Genomic DNA, 16,160 nt, shown 5'->3' with positions numbered 1-16,160 from the left:
GAACTGCGACAGATGCGACACATTGTTGCGACAATTGCCACATAAATGAACCGCCAACAAAGGGCGGTGTCAGCGGGCGTTAAGACCCATCATGCCAAGAAAAAACGAAGATAGAAAAGAAACAAAAAGGCTCTCCCATGAATAACGTCCGTCTTGCCATTTCCGTGCGCGCCGCTTTGCTGGCGGCCGGCGCTTCGTGCGCGTTGCCGGCAGTGGCGCAAGCCCCGATCGCGCCGCTCGCCGCGGCGGCGGTGGCCGAACAGCCCGCCGAACCGGTCGTTGCCGCGCCCGAGACGATCGAGGACGCTTATGACGACTATAGCGAGGACGAGATTGTCGTTACCGCGCCGCGTCTCGCGGGCCAGCTCGACACCGACATCAAGGCCGAGGCCGAACTCGATGAGGCGGCGATCGCGAGCTACGGCGTGTCGAATGTCGCCGAACTTCTCGATGCGCTCGCGCCGCAGACGCGTTCGGGCCGCGGACGCGGCGGCGGGCGGCCGATCATCCTCGTCAACGGCCGCCGGATCGGCGGCTTTGGAGAGGTCCGCAACCTGCCGCCCGAAGCGATCGCCAAGGTCGAGGTATTTCCTGAAGAGGTCGCGCTGCAATATGGCTATTCGGCCGATGAGCGCGTCGTCAACATGGTGCTCAAGCCCAATTTTCGTCAGATTGCGATCGAGGGCGAGGGCGGTATCCCGACGCAGCGCGGGCGTTTCCAGAGCGAACTCCAGCCGAGTTTCCTTGCGATCGGCGAGAATGGTCGCCTCAATGTGAACGCCGGCTGGGAGCATAAGTCGATGCTGCTCGAAAGCGAGCGGAACCTCGACTATGACGATCCGGCGCAAGCGGCCGAAGCGCCGGCGCGCAGCCTGCTCGGTGCATCGGACGAATATTCCATCGACGCGACGGTCCAGCGCAGCCTGAACAAGACGACCGACGCCTCGGTCAATGTGCGCTGGGACCAGACGGACACGCTTTCGCTCCTTGGCCCCGGCGTCGGTGGTGTCGACGACCCGCTTGAACGCGACAGCCGCGCCCGCAACCTCACCTCGACCGCCAGCGTCAACGGGATGCTCGGCGACTGGCGTTGGTCGGTCTCGGGCAATTATGCCGACGCCGACCAGTTGACCTATACCGATCGCATCAGCGGAACGCGCGACCGGTTCGAAAGCAGCCAGCAAACCTTTGGCGGCAATGCCAATCTGTCGGGCACCGTGACTGACGGCTGGGCGGGCCCGATCCGGCTGTCCTTGACGGGAAGCTATTCGGGGCTGCGCTTCGACAGCCGCTCGGACAATGCGAACGGGATCACGACGACTGACCTCGCGCGTGACCTGCCAAGCGTGTTCGGCTCGCTGACCGTGCCGCTGCTCGACCCTGAATATGAGGTCGGCAACATCGGCCGCGTCTCGCTGACGCTGAGCGGCCAGGTTCAGAACCCCAGCGATTTCCAGGCGCTGAAGAGCTGGGGTGCGAATCTCAACTGGGGCGTGACCGACAATCTCTCGCTGATCGCGAGCTTCAATCAGGACGAAGCGGCGCCGGGTATCCAGCAACTCGGCGCGGCCCCGCTGGTCACCCCCGCGGTCACCTATTATGATTTTGCGACCGGACAGACGGTTCAGATCACGACGACGACGGGCGGCAATCCCTTCCTGCTCGCAGAGCAGCGTCGCGACCTGAAGCTCGGGCTCAATTGGTCGCCGCCGATGGTCGAGGGCCTCAATTTCTCGATCAACTACAACCGCAACAAAAGCTATGACACGGCGAACAGCCTGCCGCTGCTGACGCCCGAGATCGAGGCGGCTTTCCCCGACCGCGTTACGCGCGACGCTAATGGCGTCCTGCTTGCGATCGACCAACGCCCGGTGAATTTCGACCGATCCGAAAATTCGCAGATCCGCTGGGGCCTGAACTTCGGCAAGAGTTTCGGCCAGCAGCAACAGCGCGGCCCCGGTGCGGGTGGTCCCGGTGGCGGACGCCCCGACGGTGCGGGTGCGCGCGAAGGCGGCGGTGGCCCGAGGGTGGGCGGCCAACGCGGTGGAGGCGGTCCGCGCATGGGCGGGCGTGGACCGGGCGGTCCCGGCGGCATGTTCGGCGGACCGCAAGGTGGGCGCTGGCAGGTTTCGCTCTATCACACGATCAAGCTGACCGACACGGTGCTGATCCGCCCGGGCGTTCCCGAACTCGACCTGCTCGACGGCTCGGCGACGGGCAGCGGTGGCGGCAGCAACCGTCACCTGTTCGAACTTGACGGCGGTTTGTTCAACAAGGGGATGGGCGTCCGGCTCAGCGCCAAATATGACAGCGGCAGCACGGTAACGGGCGGCAGCGCGGGCGATTTGAAATTCGGCGATCTTGCGACCTTCAACCTGCGCTTCTTTGTCGACCTCGGCCAGAAGCCGAAGCTGACCGAAAAACTGCCGTTCCTGAAGGGGTCGCGCCTACGCCTCGCGGTCGACAATATCTTCGACGCGCAGCGCAAGATCACCGATGCGAACGGCCGCGTGCCGCTGAACTACCAGCCCGGCTATATCGACCCCTTGGGCCGTTATATCGAGCTGGAGTGGCGCAAGACCTTCTAGGCCGCGGCGCGCGCGACGGCGATGGTTTCGCGCGGCGGTTCCGATGGCACGAACGTCAGCGCCTTGATGAACTGCGCGGTGCAGCTCGCCCAGCTGTACCGCGCGCCCAGCGCGTGGGCGTCGGCGCGGTTGCAGGCGAGCGCGGCATCGATCGCGCGGCCTAGATCTTCGTCGAGTGCCCCAGCGCCATCGCGCACGATATCGCCCGGTCCCGGTACCGGATAGGCGGCCACTGGCGTTCCGCAGCTCATCGCCTCGATGACGACGAGGCCGAATGTGTCGGTGCGGCTCGGAAAGACGAAGACATCGGCACCGGCATAAGCCGCGGCCAGCGCTTCGCCGCCCAGCTTGCCGAGAAATATCGCATCGGGATGTCGCGCCTTCAGTTCGTCCAGCGCGGGCCCCTCGCCGACGATGACCTTTGTGCCCGGACGATCGCTATCGAGGAATGCGCCGATATTCTTCTCGACGGCGACGCGGCCGACATAAAGCTGGATCGGCCGCGCGAGGCCCGCATAGGCCGGATGCGGCGCATGATCGGTACGGAACAGGTCATGGTCGACCCCGCGTTCCCACATCATCGTCTGCGAGAGGCCCTGTTCGGCGAGTTCACGCGCCAGGCTGCGCGTCGCGACCATGATATGGCGAGCAGGGCGATGGAACCAGCGGATGAAGCGCCACACGAAAGCCGGCGAAACCGGCAGCCGCGCCGCGACATATTCGGGAAAGCGCGTGTGATAGGCGGTGGTGAAGGGAAAGCCGTTGTCGAGACACCAGCGCCGCGCCGCCATGCCGAGCGGCCCTTCGGTCGAGATATGGATCGCCTGCGGCGCAAAGGCGCGGATACGGCGTCCGACCTTGCGCCGGCCCGCCAGTGCGAGCCGGATTTCGGGATAGGAGGGGCAGGGGAGCGAACGGAACAGGTCGGGGGAGATGACCCCGACCTCATGCCCCGAGGTGCGCAGTTCCCCGATCGTCGCCTGCAGCGTGCGGACGACGCCGTTGACCTGCGGCTCCCACGCGTCGGTGACGATGAGGATTCTCATGCCGCCCGCGCCGGGGCCGGGAGTTTGAGTGGCGTGGGAGCAGCGCGGCTGGCGACTTCCTCGGCCCAGTGGAGGATTTCCATCGTGCCATCATGATGCTCGACCAGCGCGGTGCAGCCTTCGACCCAGTCACCGTCGTTATAATATTCGGTGCCTTCGATCTCGCGCATCTCGGCGCTGTGGATGTGGCCGCACACCACGCCATCGACCCCGCGAGAGCGGGCGGCGTGCGCGACGACTTCCTCATAACGGCCGATGAACTGGACCGCGTTCTTGACCTTGTGCTTGGCGACCATCGACAGCGACCAATAGGGCAGGCCGAAGGCGCTGCGGATGCGGTTCACGACCACATTGCACTTCATCAGCGCGGTGTAGGCGGCATCGCCGACGAAGGCGAGCCAGCGGTGCGCGAGCATCACCGCATCGAACTCGTCGCCATGCACAACCAGCAACCTGCGACCATCGGCAGTTTCGTGGATCGCCTCGCGCCGGATTTCGACCCCGCCGAAATCGAAGCCGTCGAACGGCTTGCACATTTCGTCATGGTTGCCGGGGACATAGACGACGCGCGTGCCGCGCTTCGCGCGCTTTAGCACACGCCAGACGACATCATTATGTTCGGGCGGCCAGAAGTGGCGCTTCTTGAGCCGCCAGCCGTCAATGATGTCGCCGACGAGGTACAGCGTCTCGCAATCGACATGGTCGAAAAAGTCGATCAGCATCCCGGCGTTGCATCCGCGCGTGCCAAGATGGATATCGCTGACCCACACTGTGCGATAGCTCCGCCGTTCGCCGATCAGTCGTTCGGGCACATGCGGATCGGTGGTGAAGGGGTCGGGAAAACGGGCAGGGATCGGCAGGGTCGAAATCGAGGCCATGTCACACTCCGAAGGCAGCCTTTGCTGCCCCCGGCGTAGACACGACAATTGTTACATCCTGCGATTCGAAGCCGCGACAGTTCAGCGACGTTTTTGCGGCGTTTCGGTTACGCCGCCGTTCAAAGGCGGCGGATCACCAAATTCCTGATTTCGCTCATATCCTCCATCGCGAAGCGCACGCCTTCGCGACCGAGCCCGCTGTCCTTCACGCCGCCATAGGGCATATTGTCGACGCGGTAGGAGGAGACGTCGTTGACGACGATGCCGCCGACGTCGAGATGGTCCCACGCCTCCAGCACCTTGTGGATGTCGCGCGTGAAGATGCCGGCCTGCAGCCCGAACTTGCTGTCGTTGACCTCGGCGAGCGCGGTGTTCCAGTCGGTGAATTTGGACAGGATGACGACGGGACCAAAGGCTTCCTCGCGCACCACATCGGTGTCGCCGGGGACATTTTCGAGCAGCGCGGCGTCGAGCATATTGCCTTCACAGCCGCCGCCCGCGAGCAGGGTCGCGCCGGCCGCGACCGCATCGTCGATCCAGCCCTTGAGCCGCTGCGCTTCCTTGACTGAAATCATCGGGCCGATGAAGGTGTCGCGCAGTTTCGGATCGCCCGATTTCAGCGTCTTGACCTTCGCGGCGAGCATATCGCGGAAAGTGTCATAGATATCGGCGTGGATGATCGCACGCTGCACATGGATGCAGCTTTGCCCCGACTGATAATAGCCGCCGAAGACGATGCGCGCGAGCGCATGGTCGAGGTCTGCATCCTTGTCGACGATCACCGCGGCGTTGCCGCCGAGTTCGAGTACGACCTTCTTTTTGCCCGCCTTGGCCTTCAGGTCCCAGCCGACGCCGGGCGATCCGGTAAAGCTCAGCAATTTCAGGCGCTCGTCGGTGGTGAACAGGTCGGCGCCCGCGCGGCTCGCGGGCAATATGCTGAACGCACCCTCGGGCAGGATATCGCATTCGGCGAGCACCTCGCCCATGATGATCGCGCCCAATGGCGTCAGCGACGCCGGCTTCATCACGAACGGGCAGCCCATAGCGATCGCCGGCGCGATCTTGTGCGCGGCGAGGTTGAGCGGAAAGTTGAAAGGCGAGATGAAGCTGCACGGCCCGATCGGCACGCGTTTCCACATCCCCATATAGCCCTTGGCGCGGGCCGAAATGTCGAGCGGCTGGACCTCGCCATAGTTGCGCGTCGCTTCCTCGGCGGCGATACGGAAGGTGTCGATCAGGCGGGTAACCTCGCCCTCGCTGTCGGCGATCGGCTTGCCCGCCTCGACGCAGAGGGCATAGGCGAGTTCGTCGAACCGCTCCTGAAAGCGCGTCACGCAGTGCAGCAACACGTCGCGCTTCTCGAAACTCGCGAGCCGCGCCATCGGCTCGGCGGCGCGCACGGCCCCGGCGATCGCCTCGTCGATGACGTCGGGGGTCGCGAGCGCCGTGCGAAACGCGACCTCGCCGGTGAACTTGTCGATCACCTCAAGGTCGGTGTTGGGCTGAACCGCCTTGTTGTTGAGATAGAGCGGATAGACGTCTTTGAGTTTCATACGGCCGGTCTCCGTATCCCGGCGACGGCCGGGACCAGTGCTGGATATAGGCCCCCGGCTCGCGCCGGGGTAGGGATACCAAAGATTACAGTTCCTTCGACAGCTTCTTGATGTCGATATTGAGGATCTGGTCATTCTCCGAATAATCGACCGGGCAGTCGATCAGATGCACGCCGGGCGTATCGCGGGTGTGCGCGAGCAGTTCCTTGAGGTGCGCCGCGCTTTCGACGCGGTGCCCGTGTGCGCCATAACTTTCGGCATATTTGACGAAATCGGGGTTGCCATAGGTCAGCCCCCAATCCTTGAAGCCCATATTCGCCTGCTTCCAGCGGATCATGCCATAGCTGTTGTCGTTGAGGATCAGCACGGTGATGTTGAGGCCGAGGCGGACCGCGGTCTCCATCTCCTGGCTGTTCATCATGAAACCGCCGTCGCCGCAGATCGCCATGACCTTGCGGCCCGGATAGACCATCGCCGACATCATCGCCGATGGCAGGCCGGCGCCCATCGTCGCGAGCGCATTGTCGAGCAGCACCGTGTTCGGGCGATAGGCGGTGTAGCCGCGCGCGAACCAGATCTTATAGACGCCATTGTCGAGGCAGATAATCCCGTCGTCCGGCATCGCGTCGCGGATCGACTGGACCAGATGCGGTGGGAAGATCGGGAAACGCTCGTCCTTCGCCAGCGGTGCGGTATGCTCGACTTCGGCCTTGCGATAGGCGAGCAGGTGATCGAATTTCCAGCTGCCGTTGGGGACGATGTCTTCCTTCATCTGCCACACGGCGTTGGCGATATCGCCGATCACTTCGATGTCGGGGAAATAGACCGGATCGACCTCGGCGGTCTTGGTCGACACATGGATCACGGTGGGCCCGCCGCGCTGCATGAAGAAGGGCGGCTTTTCGATCACGTCATGGCCGAGGTTGACGATGCAGTCCGACGCCTCGACCGCGCGGTGGACGAAGTCTCCCGCCGACAGCGCAGCGCAACCCAGGAATTTCGGGTGCCGCTCATCGATCACACCCTTGCCGAGCTGTGTCGTCAGGAAGGGAATGCCGGTCTTTTCGATGAACTGCAGCAGCATGCGGCTGGTCATCGTGCGGTTCGCGCCGGCGCCGATGACGAGGACGGGTGAGGTCGCTTCCTCAAGGGCCTTTACCGCTTCGCGGATCGACTTGACGTCGGCGGTCGGTCGGCGGCTATGGCTGCGCTTCAGCGGCAGGCTGTCGGTATGCTCGTCGGCGATGTCCTCGGGCAGTTCGATATGCACCGCGCCAGGCTTTTCTTCTTCGGCAAGCCGAAAGGCCTCGCGCACGCGGCTCGGGATATTGTCCGACGACGCCATCTGGTGCGTATATTTGGTGATCGGCCCCATCATCGCGACGACGTCGAGGATCTGGAAGCGTCCCTGCTTCGATTTCTTGATCGGCTTTTGCCCGGTGATCATCATCATCGGCATGCCGCCAAGCTGCGCATAGGCCGCGGCGGTGACGAAGTTGGTCGCGCCGGGCCCCAATGTGGCCAGGCAGACACCGGTCTTGCCGGTGTGGCGCCCGTAAGTGGCGGCCATGAAGCCCGCGCCCTGCTCGTGGCGCGTCAGGATCAGCTTGATCTTGGTCGAGCGCGACAGGCTGTCGAGAAAATCGAGATTTTCTTCACCCGGAACGCCGAAAATATATTCGACGCCTTCTTCCTCCAGGCACTCGATGAACAGGTCGGATGCTTTTTTCATATGTCAGTCGCCCCCTCAGCCACGCACCCCAACGGTGCGGCCCCAAGTCATGCCGGCGACCCCTCAGCACATATGTCGTTGCAGCGGTGCCCGTCATAGGCCGCGAGTCCCTGCTGCATCGGGAAGGGTTTGTAACGAGGGGGAAAGGGGTTGTCACCCCGACCTCATCAGCCTCAATCGATATCGAACAATCCCGCGAGTTGTTCGACCATCGTTCCGCCGAGCTGTTCGGCATCCATGATCGTCACCGCGCGGCTGTAATAGCGCGTGACGTCGTGCCCGATACCGATCGCGCAGAGTTCGACGGGCGAGCGGTTCTCGATCCATTCGATCACTTGCCGCAGATGCTGGTCCAGATAGGCGCCGTGGTTCACCGACAAGGTGCTGTCGTCGACCGGCGCGCCGTCTGAAATCACCATCAATATCTTGCGCTCTTCGGGGCGCCCGATGATCCGTTGATGCGCCCACATCAGCGCCTCGCCGTCGATATTCTCCTTCAATAGCCCCTCACGCATCATCAGGCCGAGCGACTTGCGCGCGCGGCGATAGGGTTCGTCGGCCGGCTTGTAGATGATGTGGCGCAGGTCGTTGAGGCGGCCGGGGTGCGCCGGACGTCCGGCGGCGAGCCAGTCTTCTCGGCTTTGCCCACCCTTCCACGTCCGCGTCGTAAAGCCGAGGATTTCGGTCTTCACGCCGCAGCGTTCGAGCGTGCGCGCGAGGATGTCGGCGCTGATCGCGGCGATGCTGATCGGTCGCCCGCGCATCGAACCCGAATTGTCGATCAGCAAGGTGACGACGGTATCGCGGAAGTCGGTATCGCGTTCGATCTTGTACGACAGCGATTGGCCCGGCGAGACGATGACGCGTGCGAGGCGCGCGGCGTCGAGTTGGCCTTCCTCCTGATCGAAATCCCACGCGCGGTTCTGCTGCGCCATCAACCGGCGCTGGAGCCGGTTCGCAAGCTTGGTCACCGCGCCCTGAAGATGCGTCATTTGCTGGTCGAGATAGGCGCGTAGCCGTGTCAGTTCGTCGGCGTCGCACAGCTCGGTCGCGAGGATGATCTCGTCATGCTTTTCGGTGAAGCGCAGATAGTTGAAATCGGGAATGTCGCTCGGCAGGCGGTTGGGGCGAACGGGAAGCATGCCCTCGTCGCCTTCGCCGCCCATCTCGGGCTCGCCGTCGGCTTCCATTTCCTGCGCATCGGGGTCGCTGTCGCCGTCGTCGGCCTGGTCGCCCGCCATTTCGGCACGGGCATCGACCTGCGATTCGCCGGAACCGCCGTCTTCGCTTTCCTGCTCTTCCTGACTTTCTTCGGCCTCGGTCTCATCCTGCTCGCCGCCGTCTTCGGCGCCCTCCTCAAGCGGTTCGTCGCTCTGGATGAGGTCGAGGTGGCGGAGCGCGAGCTTCGCGGTTTCGGCAAAGGCGGCCTGATCGTCGAGCAGCATCGACAGTGCGGTCAGGTCGCCGCCCGCTTCGTTGGTGATCCATTCGCGGACCAGCGATAGCCCGGTTTCGGTCCCTTGCGGCGCCTGCTCGCCGGTCAGCGCCTCGCGCAGCATCAGTTCGAGCGCGCTCGAAATCGGCACATCCTCGCGGTTCTGGGCGCGGCTGATCGGGTCGCTGCGCATCCGCATCGCAAGGCTGGAGGCGAGGTTACTGCGCATCCCGTCCATGTGGCGTGCGCCAAGCGCTTCGATCCGCGCGCGCTCCATCGCGTCGAATGCGGCCGCGGCAAGCGGTTCGTTCGGACGCGACGCGGCGTGCAATTTCTCGCTATGATGCTTCATGCGCAAGGCATAGCTATCCGCAAAGCCGCGCGCCTCGGCGACCTGATCGGCGGGCAGCGTACGCGAAGGCGTCGGCACCTTGATCGCCTTGCCGATCTGCGCGGGGGCGTCGGCGGTAAAGCCTACTTCTACCTCGGCATCGCGGGTTACCGCGCGCGCAACGCTCGACAGCGCGGCCTTGAAATCGTCGAGGGGTGATTGGCTGGACATTTCGAGTCGGCTCTAACCAGCTTTCGGTCGAGAAGAAAGATGGCGCAGACGGATAGCTATGCTCGCTTGACGGACGGGGAGGGCGGGCGCATCGGCGGCTTATGTCCTCCCCCCAAATCTCGCCCATGAAAAAGCCCTGGATTGTTATCCTGTGCGCTGCCTTCATCGTCACGCTCGCAATGGGTGTCCGCCAGTCGTTCGGCCTGTTCCTGCCGCAGATGAGCGTCGATATCGGGATCAGTCGTTCGGACTTCGGCCTTGCCATGGCCCTGCAGAACCTGCTGTTCGGCCTCGTCCAGCCCTTTGTCGGGGCGCTTGCCGACAAGCATGGCGCGGGCCGCGTCGTGCTCGGCGGTGCGCTGCTTTATGCGCTCGGGCTGATCGGCGCAGCGTTCGCGACCGATGCGATCGGGCTGCATATCAGCTTCGGCCTGCTGATCGGTATGGCGCAGTCGGCGACGACCTTTGTCGTCGTGCTCGGTGCGGTCGGGCGCGTGGTCAGCCCCGAAAAGCGCAGCAGCGCGTTCGGCATCGTCACCGCGGGCGGCTCGCTCGGCCAGTTTCTTGTCGTGCCATTCGCTTCGATGCTCCTGGGTAACATCGGCTATCACGAGACCTTGTGGATCATGGCGGGCCTTGTCGCGCTGTGCGGCCTGCTCGCGATCGGGGTCTCCGGCCGGACGGACGCATCCGGGACGCTCGCAGTTGAGGAGCAGACTGCGCGTGAGGCGTTGCGCGAGGCTGCCGTCCACCGCGGCTATTGGTTGCTCAACGCCGGATTCTTCGTCTGCGGTTTCCACATCGCTTTCATCGCGACGCATCTTCCGGCCTATCTTGATGACAAAGGGCTCGGGATCGAAATCGGTGCGCAGGTGCTGGCACTGGTCGGGCTGTTCAATATCCTCGGTTCCTATGTGTTCGGCCGCGCTGGCGATTTTATGCGCCAGAAATATGTGCTGTCGGCGCTATACACAGCGCGCTCGGCGGTGATCGCGCTCTTCCTTTTTCTGCCTCTCAGCCATGCGAGCGCGCTCGTTTTCGCGGGTGCGATGGGGTTTTTGTGGCTGGGCACCGTGCCGCTCACCAGCGGGATCGTCGGGCGCGTTTTCGGCGTCCGCCATCTGTCGATGCTCTATGGCATCGTGTTCCTCAGCCATCAGGTTGGCAGCTTCTTCGGCGCCTATACCGCGGGTCTGATCTTCGATGCGACGGGCAGCTACAATATCGCTTGGGGCTTCTCGATCGCCCTCGGGCTGTTCGCGGGGCTCGTCCACCTCCCGATCGCCGATGCGCCGGTCAAACGGCTGCAACCGGCGTGAGGCTCGCGCGGCAGGACTGGATCGCGCTTGCGCTATTTGTCCTGGTCGCGGCGGGTGGTTTGTGGCTGTGGACCGGCGAGGGGCCGGTCGTCTGGCTCGCCAATGTCGCGATCATGTGCGGCTTTTAGAGCCTCACATCGGCTCTTCGACCTCGGGCGTGCGCTGACATATTGCGTCGTCGCCGTCTTTCGGCACCGCCGGGTCGGGGAGCAGCCGGAATACATGCGCCCATTGCGTCGGGACGCGCTCGGGCCGGGTACGCTTGTTCGCCACGACATCGATAAAATCCCAGCACACGACCGCGCTGCGCAGGAAGTTGCTGTGGCCGGTTGATCCGCGCGACACGTCAGTCGTGTCGATGACGATTAGGCCCGGGCGCGACGCGGGATAACAACGCTCGGGCAGCCCCTTGGCCTTCAGATCAGCCGCCTCGAACGGATCGAAACAATAGGGAGAGCCCAGCCGCGGATAGCCGTGGATCGCGCGCGACGCGGCGAGCGCCTTGTCGGCGCGCGAGGTGTAGACGGTGATCCGCCGATTATTCGCGACGCGCCGCGCCGACAGTACCTCTTCCTCGATATCGCGCTCGAACGTCTCGCGGTCGATGTCGGGCGAGGCGAGAATGATGTTCGAGATGTTGCTGCTGTCGGCGTTGCTCGATGTGCGGTCGACATAGGAAATCGCCGGGATCACCAACCGCGCGCCCAGCGAGTGCGAGACGACGACGATCTCCTTCACCCACGTTTGTTCTGCGAGCGTCTTCAGGAAATCGCGGAAGTTGCGGACGTCGTGATACATGTTCGTCTCGTCGACGACATAGCTCAATATCTTGCCCTGCGACGGCCAGCTATATTCGATGATCGGCCCGTCGAAGCCGGTCATCCGCGCGATCTGCGCGGCGTCTTTCGATGTAGTCGAGAAATTTTCCCGATAACCGTGGACATAGAGTAGCACGCGCCCCTGCTTGCGGTCGGTCTCGGCCTGTAGCGCGCGCCACCAGTCGGCCGAGGTCTGGAAAGCGACTGGGGCGAGCAGCCGCTTCTTCCTATCGACGACGACGTCGCGCGGCGCGTTGAAGCGACCGTAACGCATCTGGTCGCCGCGGTGGCGGAGCAGGATGATCTCGGGCGTGCGACAGTCGGGCAGGCGGCTCGTTGCAAAGAAAAAGGGCAGCGCCTCGCCATCGACAGCAGCGCCGGGCTGCGCGGTACAGCGCGGGTCGGCGACATAATCGGCGTGGCGAACCTTGCCATAATCGACCGCCGCAATGCTGCACCCGGATAGCGGGGCAATTGCGAGCAAGGCGAGCAGGCGGTTTCGCATGGCGGTCTTCATCTTTGAAAAGCCTGATACATTCGCCGACGCTGGCAGAGGATGGTTGGCTTTGGAAGCACGAAAGCGCTCCGGCATAGAGTGTTGATAGAGTAATACACTTGGTTTATCGTGAGTCCATGGCCGTTCGTCCGGTCCGTTCACAGGGGAGGATTTCGTGACGGCCTTTACCGCGTTGTTGCTGACGATGAGCGCGGCGGCACAGCCCGCTTACGCCCCAGAATTCGACCCGCGGACGCTGAAGGACAATGTTGCCGGGAGGCCTGGCGAATTGCTTGTGCTCGGTACGCCGCACCTGTCGGGATTGCCCGACAGCTTCAAGCCGGAGAGTCTCGAACCGCTGCTTGTCCGCCTCGCAGAATGGAAACCCGAAATCATCACGATCGAGGGGCTGTCGGGCGCCGATTGCGAACTGTTGGTCCGCTATAAGCCGCTCTATCCGGGCGCGGCCGACTATTGTTGGGATCCTGCGGCCGCGCAGCAGATCGTCGGGCTCGACATGGTTGCTGCGACGATTGAGGCTGACAAGATGCTGGCTGGCTGGCCGGCAAACCCCGCGCCTTCGGACCGCCGCCGCCTCGCCGCCCTGTTCCTTGCGGGTGGGGAACGCCCGTCCGCGCTGGTTCAGTGGTTGCGGCTTCCTGCGAACGAACGGCGCGCGGGCGACGGTCTGGATGTGACGCTCGTCGGGGTACTCGACAAGGCGATGACCGGTCGCAACGAGAATTTCCTGATCGGATCGGCGCTCGCCGCGCGGCTGGGGCTCGAGCGCGTCTATGCGACCGACGACCATAGCGCCGACGGCGTCACCGCATCGCTCGACAAGGATCCGGGCTATGGCGCGGCGCTCCAGCGGATCTGGGACAATCCGGCGGTGAAGGAGCGGATCGCCGCCGACAAGGCGCTCGAGGCGAAACTCGACGCCAATGGCGTGCTCGCGCTCTACCGCAATTATAACAGTCCGGAGACGATGCGCATGGCGTTCGACAGCGATTTCGGCGCGGCACTTTCCGACACTAGCGCACAGCAATATGGGCGCCGCTACACCGGCTGGTGGGAAACGCGGAATCTGCGCATGGTGGCAAATATCCGCGCCGCGATGGCGGTCCGCCCCGGCGCACGCACGCTCGCGATCGTCGGCGCGTCGCACAAGGGTTATTTCGAAGCATATCTCAATATGATGCACGACGTCCGGGTGGTGGACGCCGCGACCATATTGAAATGACTGCTTAGCGGGCGACGACGCTTTCGGGCAGGTCTTCGCCGAACACGCGCTGGTAATATTCGGCAACGATCATCCGTTCGGCCTCGTCGCACTTGTTGAGGAACGAGAGGCGGAACGCGAAGCCGATGTTGTTGAAGATCGCCGTGTTCTGCGCCCAGCTGATCACGGTACGCGGCGACATCACGGTCGAAATGTCGCCGTTGATGAAGCCTTGGCGCGTGAGATCGGCGACCTTGACCATGTTGGCGATCGTCGTCTCGTCAGTGTTCGGCACCTTGGCGAGGATGATCGCGCTTTCGGTCGCGGCGGGCAGATAGTTGAGCGTGACGACGATGTTCCAGCGGTCCATCTGGCCCTGGTTGATCTGCTGCGTGCCGTGATAGAGCCCGCTCGTGTCGCCGAGGCCGACGGTGTTCGCGGTCGAGAAGAGGCGGAAATGCGGGTTCGGCCGGATCACGCGGTTCTGGTCGAGCAGGGTCAGCTTGCCCTCGGTCTCCAGCACGCGCTGGATCACGAACATCACGTCGGGGCGGCCCGCGTCATATTCGTCGAAGACGAGCGCGGTCGGCGTCTGCAGCGCCCAGGGGAGCAGGCCTTCGCGGAATTCGGTGACCTGCTGGCCGTCGCGCAGCACGATCGCGTCGCGGCCGACAAGGTCGATACGGCTGATATGCGCGTCGAGGTTGACGCGGATGCATGGCCATTTGAGTCGCGCCGCAACCTGTTCGATATGCGTCGACTTGCCGGTGCCGTGATAGCCCTGCACCATGACGCGGCGGTTATATTTGAAGCCGGCGAGGATCGCGAGCGTCGTGTCGCCGTCGAAGACGTAGGCCGGATCGAGGTCGGGAACACGCTCGTCAGCCTCGCTGAATGCCGGCACCTTCATGTCGATATCGACGCCGAACAACTCGCGCGCATCGACCTCGGTATCGGGCGCGCCGAGGAGCGTCGAACCGTGGTGGTCGGGAAGGCTGTTCGGGATATCGGTCATGGCAAAAGTCCAGCAAGCAAACGGGGAGAGTCGCCGCCGGGCGGCGCTTCGGCTGTCGCGGTATCGTCATGGGTTGCGGCTTGCAACGCCTTTTCAGAGCAGACCGAGCGCCTTCATCGCCGCCGACTGGTCATAATAGGGACGCTCGCAGACAATCTTGTCGCCGCCGGGCGCAAATTCGAAACTTGCCGCCATGCGAATGCGAAACGCCTTGCCGGTCGGTTCGATCGTCCGGAGGCCGAGCTTCAGCGGGCCGAGATGCGTGCCCGTCAGCCAGAATTCGACGAGCACCGTGTTCGTGCCCTCGTCGGCGGCGATCGCGATCACCTCGTTCGCCTGATCGGGAAAGGGCTCGCGCGACGCCGCGAAATAGGATCGCACCGCCGCTTCGCCGTCGAAAACCGTGCCGGGGCCCATCAATTCGTATCGCGGATGGTCGAAGGTAGCGAGGACGCCGTCCCAGTCGTGCATGATCTCGAGCGCCATATGGCGGCGCACCACCTCGATCCGTGCTTCGTTCAGGTCGGTCATTGTACCTCTCCTATGCGAACGCCTTGGTCTTTCTGAGCAATTGATAAGCCTCGACTATCGCGCCCAGCCTCGCTTCGAAACTGCGATCGCCGCCATTGCGGTCGGGATGATATTTGCGCACGAGTTCGCTGTAGCGCCGCCGCAGTGCCGCGCGGTCGGCATCGGCGGGCAAGCCGAGTAACTGCATCGCATCATGCGCCTCGCGCGACAGGCCGGGGTTTGCCGCCTCGCGCCTCGCTTCGTCCATCCGCTGACGAAAGCGCGCACCAAGTGCGTCCATCGGGTCCTTGAAATCCGCCCAGCGCGGCGGCAGGTCGGCGCTGCCGGCGGGACGGAACGCGCGGCTTTCGGTCTCCCAGCCAGCCGTGGGCGATTGCGCTGCCATGATCTGGTCGGCGCTCATCCCTTCGAAGAAGTTATAGCCTGCGTTGAATTCGCGCACATGGTCGAGGCACAGCCAGCGGTAGGGCGGCGGGCCGTCGGGGGATCGCTGCGACGAAACGGGCGCGCGAAACTCTCCCGCCTCGCGGCATCCGGGCGCGGCGCAGCGCTCTTCGCGCGGAACGCGGCCATGAAAACGGGCGGGGCGAGCAGAAGACGGCACGATATGCTTTCGGAATCGACGGTGGAGATCTGATCTTCGGGAGGCCTTATAATTTGGCGATGGAGCGCTTATGGTCAACCCCATGAGCAACAAAGGCCCCGTGCAGCAAGAGATGGAAAGCCTGCTAAGCGCAGCATTTCCCGACGCCAATTTCATCCTCAGCAACGATAGTGCCAGCCACCACGGCCATATGGGCGATGACGGCAGCGGCGAGTCGCATTTCAGCCTGAACATCGAATGGGCGGGCTTCGCCGGTCAGAACCGCGTCGCGCGTCAGCGTGCGGTCAACAAGGCGCTCGGCGACCTGCCGGGACAGCGCGTCCACGCACTTGCGATCAAGGCGGTCGCGCCGGGAGAATGA

The 16,160-nt window shown here is 63.8% G+C and carries 14 protein-coding genes; 5 read left to right on the top strand and 9 right to left on the bottom strand.

What is annotated here, in order from left to right:
• The first annotated feature begins 212 nt into the window (after positions 1-212).
• Positions 213-2,588: a TonB-dependent receptor plug domain-containing protein gene (locus BLW56_RS01510; protein ID WP_256203257.1), complete on the top strand. Its 2,376-nt coding sequence runs from the start codon at positions 213-215 to the stop codon at positions 2,586-2,588.
• Here the strand turns inward: BLW56_RS01510 and BLW56_RS01505 are convergent.
• The 5 genes from BLW56_RS01505 to cobT form a co-directional block, all read right to left on the bottom strand.
• Positions 2,585-3,634 (bottom strand): glycosyltransferase family 4 protein, encoded by a 1,050-nt coding sequence (locus BLW56_RS01505; RefSeq protein ID WP_093508908.1) that lies wholly within the window; start codon positions 3,632-3,634, stop codon positions 2,585-2,587. The two genes, BLW56_RS01510 and BLW56_RS01505, sit on opposite strands and share 4 nt — an antisense overlap.
• Entirely contained in the window at positions 3,631-4,512 is an 882-nt protein-coding gene (locus BLW56_RS01500) for a UDP-2,3-diacylglucosamine diphosphatase (protein ID WP_093508907.1), read from the bottom strand. Before BLW56_RS01500 ends, BLW56_RS01505 begins: the two co-directional genes overlap by 4 nt.
• 119 nt (positions 4,513-4,631) lie before the next feature.
• Positions 4,632-6,065, bottom strand: coding sequence for an aldehyde dehydrogenase family protein (locus BLW56_RS01495; RefSeq protein ID WP_093508906.1), 1,434 nt, complete (start codon positions 6,063-6,065; stop codon positions 4,632-4,634).
• Between the two features lie 85 nt (positions 6,066-6,150).
• Positions 6,151-7,797 (bottom strand): acetolactate synthase large subunit, encoded by a 1,647-nt coding sequence (locus tag BLW56_RS01490; protein WP_093508905.1) that lies wholly within the window; start codon positions 7,795-7,797, stop codon positions 6,151-6,153.
• Between the two features lie 173 nt (positions 7,798-7,970).
• On the bottom strand, positions 7,971-9,794 hold the full coding sequence (cobT, locus tag BLW56_RS01485) for a cobaltochelatase subunit CobT (protein ID WP_093508904.1): 1,824 nt from the start codon (positions 9,792-9,794) through the stop codon (positions 7,971-7,973).
• Positions 9,795-9,919: 125 nt separating this feature from the next.
• On the opposite strand from cobT, the gene BLW56_RS01480 reads away from it, so the two are divergent.
• A complete protein-coding gene (locus BLW56_RS01480; protein WP_218140474.1) occupies positions 9,920-11,113 on the top strand; it encodes an MFS transporter in 1,194 nt (397 codons plus the stop codon).
• Complete coding sequence (locus tag BLW56_RS20750; protein WP_256203256.1) at positions 11,110-11,241, top strand: hypothetical protein; 132 nt, start codon at positions 11,110-11,112, stop codon at positions 11,239-11,241. The genes BLW56_RS01480 and BLW56_RS20750 overlap by 4 nt, the downstream gene beginning before the upstream one ends.
• 4 nt (positions 11,242-11,245) lie before the next feature.
• Here the strand turns inward: BLW56_RS20750 and BLW56_RS01475 are convergent, their stop codons facing one another.
• Positions 11,246-12,448: an alpha/beta hydrolase gene (locus BLW56_RS01475; protein WP_256203255.1), complete on the bottom strand. Its 1,203-nt coding sequence runs from the start codon at positions 12,446-12,448 to the stop codon at positions 11,246-11,248.
• Positions 12,449-12,602: 154 nt separating this feature from the next.
• On the opposite strand from BLW56_RS01475, the gene BLW56_RS01470 reads away from it, so the two are divergent.
• On the top strand, positions 12,603-13,670 hold the full coding sequence (locus BLW56_RS01470; RefSeq protein WP_256203254.1) for a DUF5694 domain-containing protein: 1,068 nt from the start codon (positions 12,603-12,605) through the stop codon (positions 13,668-13,670).
• Positions 13,671-13,674: 4 nt separating this feature from the next.
• On the opposite strand, the gene cobS is transcribed toward BLW56_RS01470, so the two are convergent.
• From cobS to BLW56_RS01455, 3 genes are all read right to left on the bottom strand, one after another.
• Positions 13,675-14,664: a cobaltochelatase subunit CobS gene (gene cobS / locus BLW56_RS01465; protein WP_093508902.1), complete on the bottom strand. Its 990-nt coding sequence runs from the start codon at positions 14,662-14,664 to the stop codon at positions 13,675-13,677.
• A gap of 93 nt (positions 14,665-14,757) precedes the next feature.
• Positions 14,758-15,195 carry an ester cyclase gene (locus BLW56_RS01460; protein WP_093508901.1) on the bottom strand — a complete coding sequence of 146 codons (438 nt, stop codon included), beginning with the start codon at positions 15,193-15,195 and terminating at the stop codon, positions 14,758-14,760.
• A 10-nt stretch (positions 15,196-15,205) separates the two neighbouring features.
• On the bottom strand, positions 15,206-15,799 hold the full coding sequence (locus BLW56_RS01455) for a J domain-containing protein (protein WP_256203253.1): 594 nt from the start codon (positions 15,797-15,799) through the stop codon (positions 15,206-15,208).
• An 82-nt stretch (positions 15,800-15,881) separates the two neighbouring features.
• Between BLW56_RS01455 and BLW56_RS01450 the strand changes: the two genes are divergently transcribed.
• Positions 15,882-16,160, top strand: a complete 279-nt coding sequence (locus tag BLW56_RS01450) for a BolA family protein (protein ID WP_256203252.1) — start codon at positions 15,882-15,884, stop codon at positions 16,158-16,160.

Origin of the sequence: Sphingopyxis sp. YR583, assembly GCF_900108295.1 — a bacterium.
Taxonomy (GTDB): domain Bacteria; phylum Pseudomonadota; class Alphaproteobacteria; order Sphingomonadales; family Sphingomonadaceae; genus Sphingopyxis.
This window is presented reverse-complemented; position numbering and strand designations above follow the sequence as displayed.

Bases quoted from the DNA above. Each gene is read 5' to 3' on its own strand.
- BLW56_RS01505 (WP_093508908.1), bottom strand. From the start codon at position 3,634: ATGAGAATCCTCATCGTCACCGACGCGTGGGAGCCGCAGGTCAACGGC.
- BLW56_RS01500 (WP_093508907.1), bottom strand. From the start codon at position 4,512: ATGGCCTCGATTTCGACCCTGCCGATCCCTGCCCGTTTTCCCGACCCC.
- BLW56_RS01495 (WP_093508906.1), bottom strand. From the start codon at position 6,065: ATGAAACTCAAAGACGTCTATCCGCTCTATCTCAACAACAAGGCGGTT.
- BLW56_RS01490 (WP_093508905.1), bottom strand. From the start codon at position 7,797: ATGAAAAAAGCATCCGACCTGTTCATCGAGTGCCTGGAGGAAGAAGGC.
- cobT (WP_093508904.1), bottom strand. From the start codon at position 9,794: ATGTCCAGCCAATCACCCCTCGACGATTTCAAGGCCGCGCTGTCGAGC.
- BLW56_RS01480 (WP_218140474.1), top strand. From the start codon at position 9,920: ATGAAAAAGCCCTGGATTGTTATCCTGTGCGCTGCCTTCATCGTCACG.
- BLW56_RS01475 (WP_256203255.1), bottom strand. From the start codon at position 12,448: ATGAAGACCGCCATGCGAAACCGCCTGCTCGCCTTGCTCGCAATTGCC.
- cobS (WP_093508902.1), bottom strand. From the start codon at position 14,664: ATGACCGATATCCCGAACAGCCTTCCCGACCACCACGGTTCGACGCTC.
- BLW56_RS01460 (WP_093508901.1), bottom strand. From the start codon at position 15,195: ATGACCGACCTGAACGAAGCACGGATCGAGGTGGTGCGCCGCCATATG.
- BLW56_RS01450 (WP_256203252.1), top strand. From the start codon at position 15,882: ATGAGCAACAAAGGCCCCGTGCAGCAAGAGATGGAAAGCCTGCTAAGC.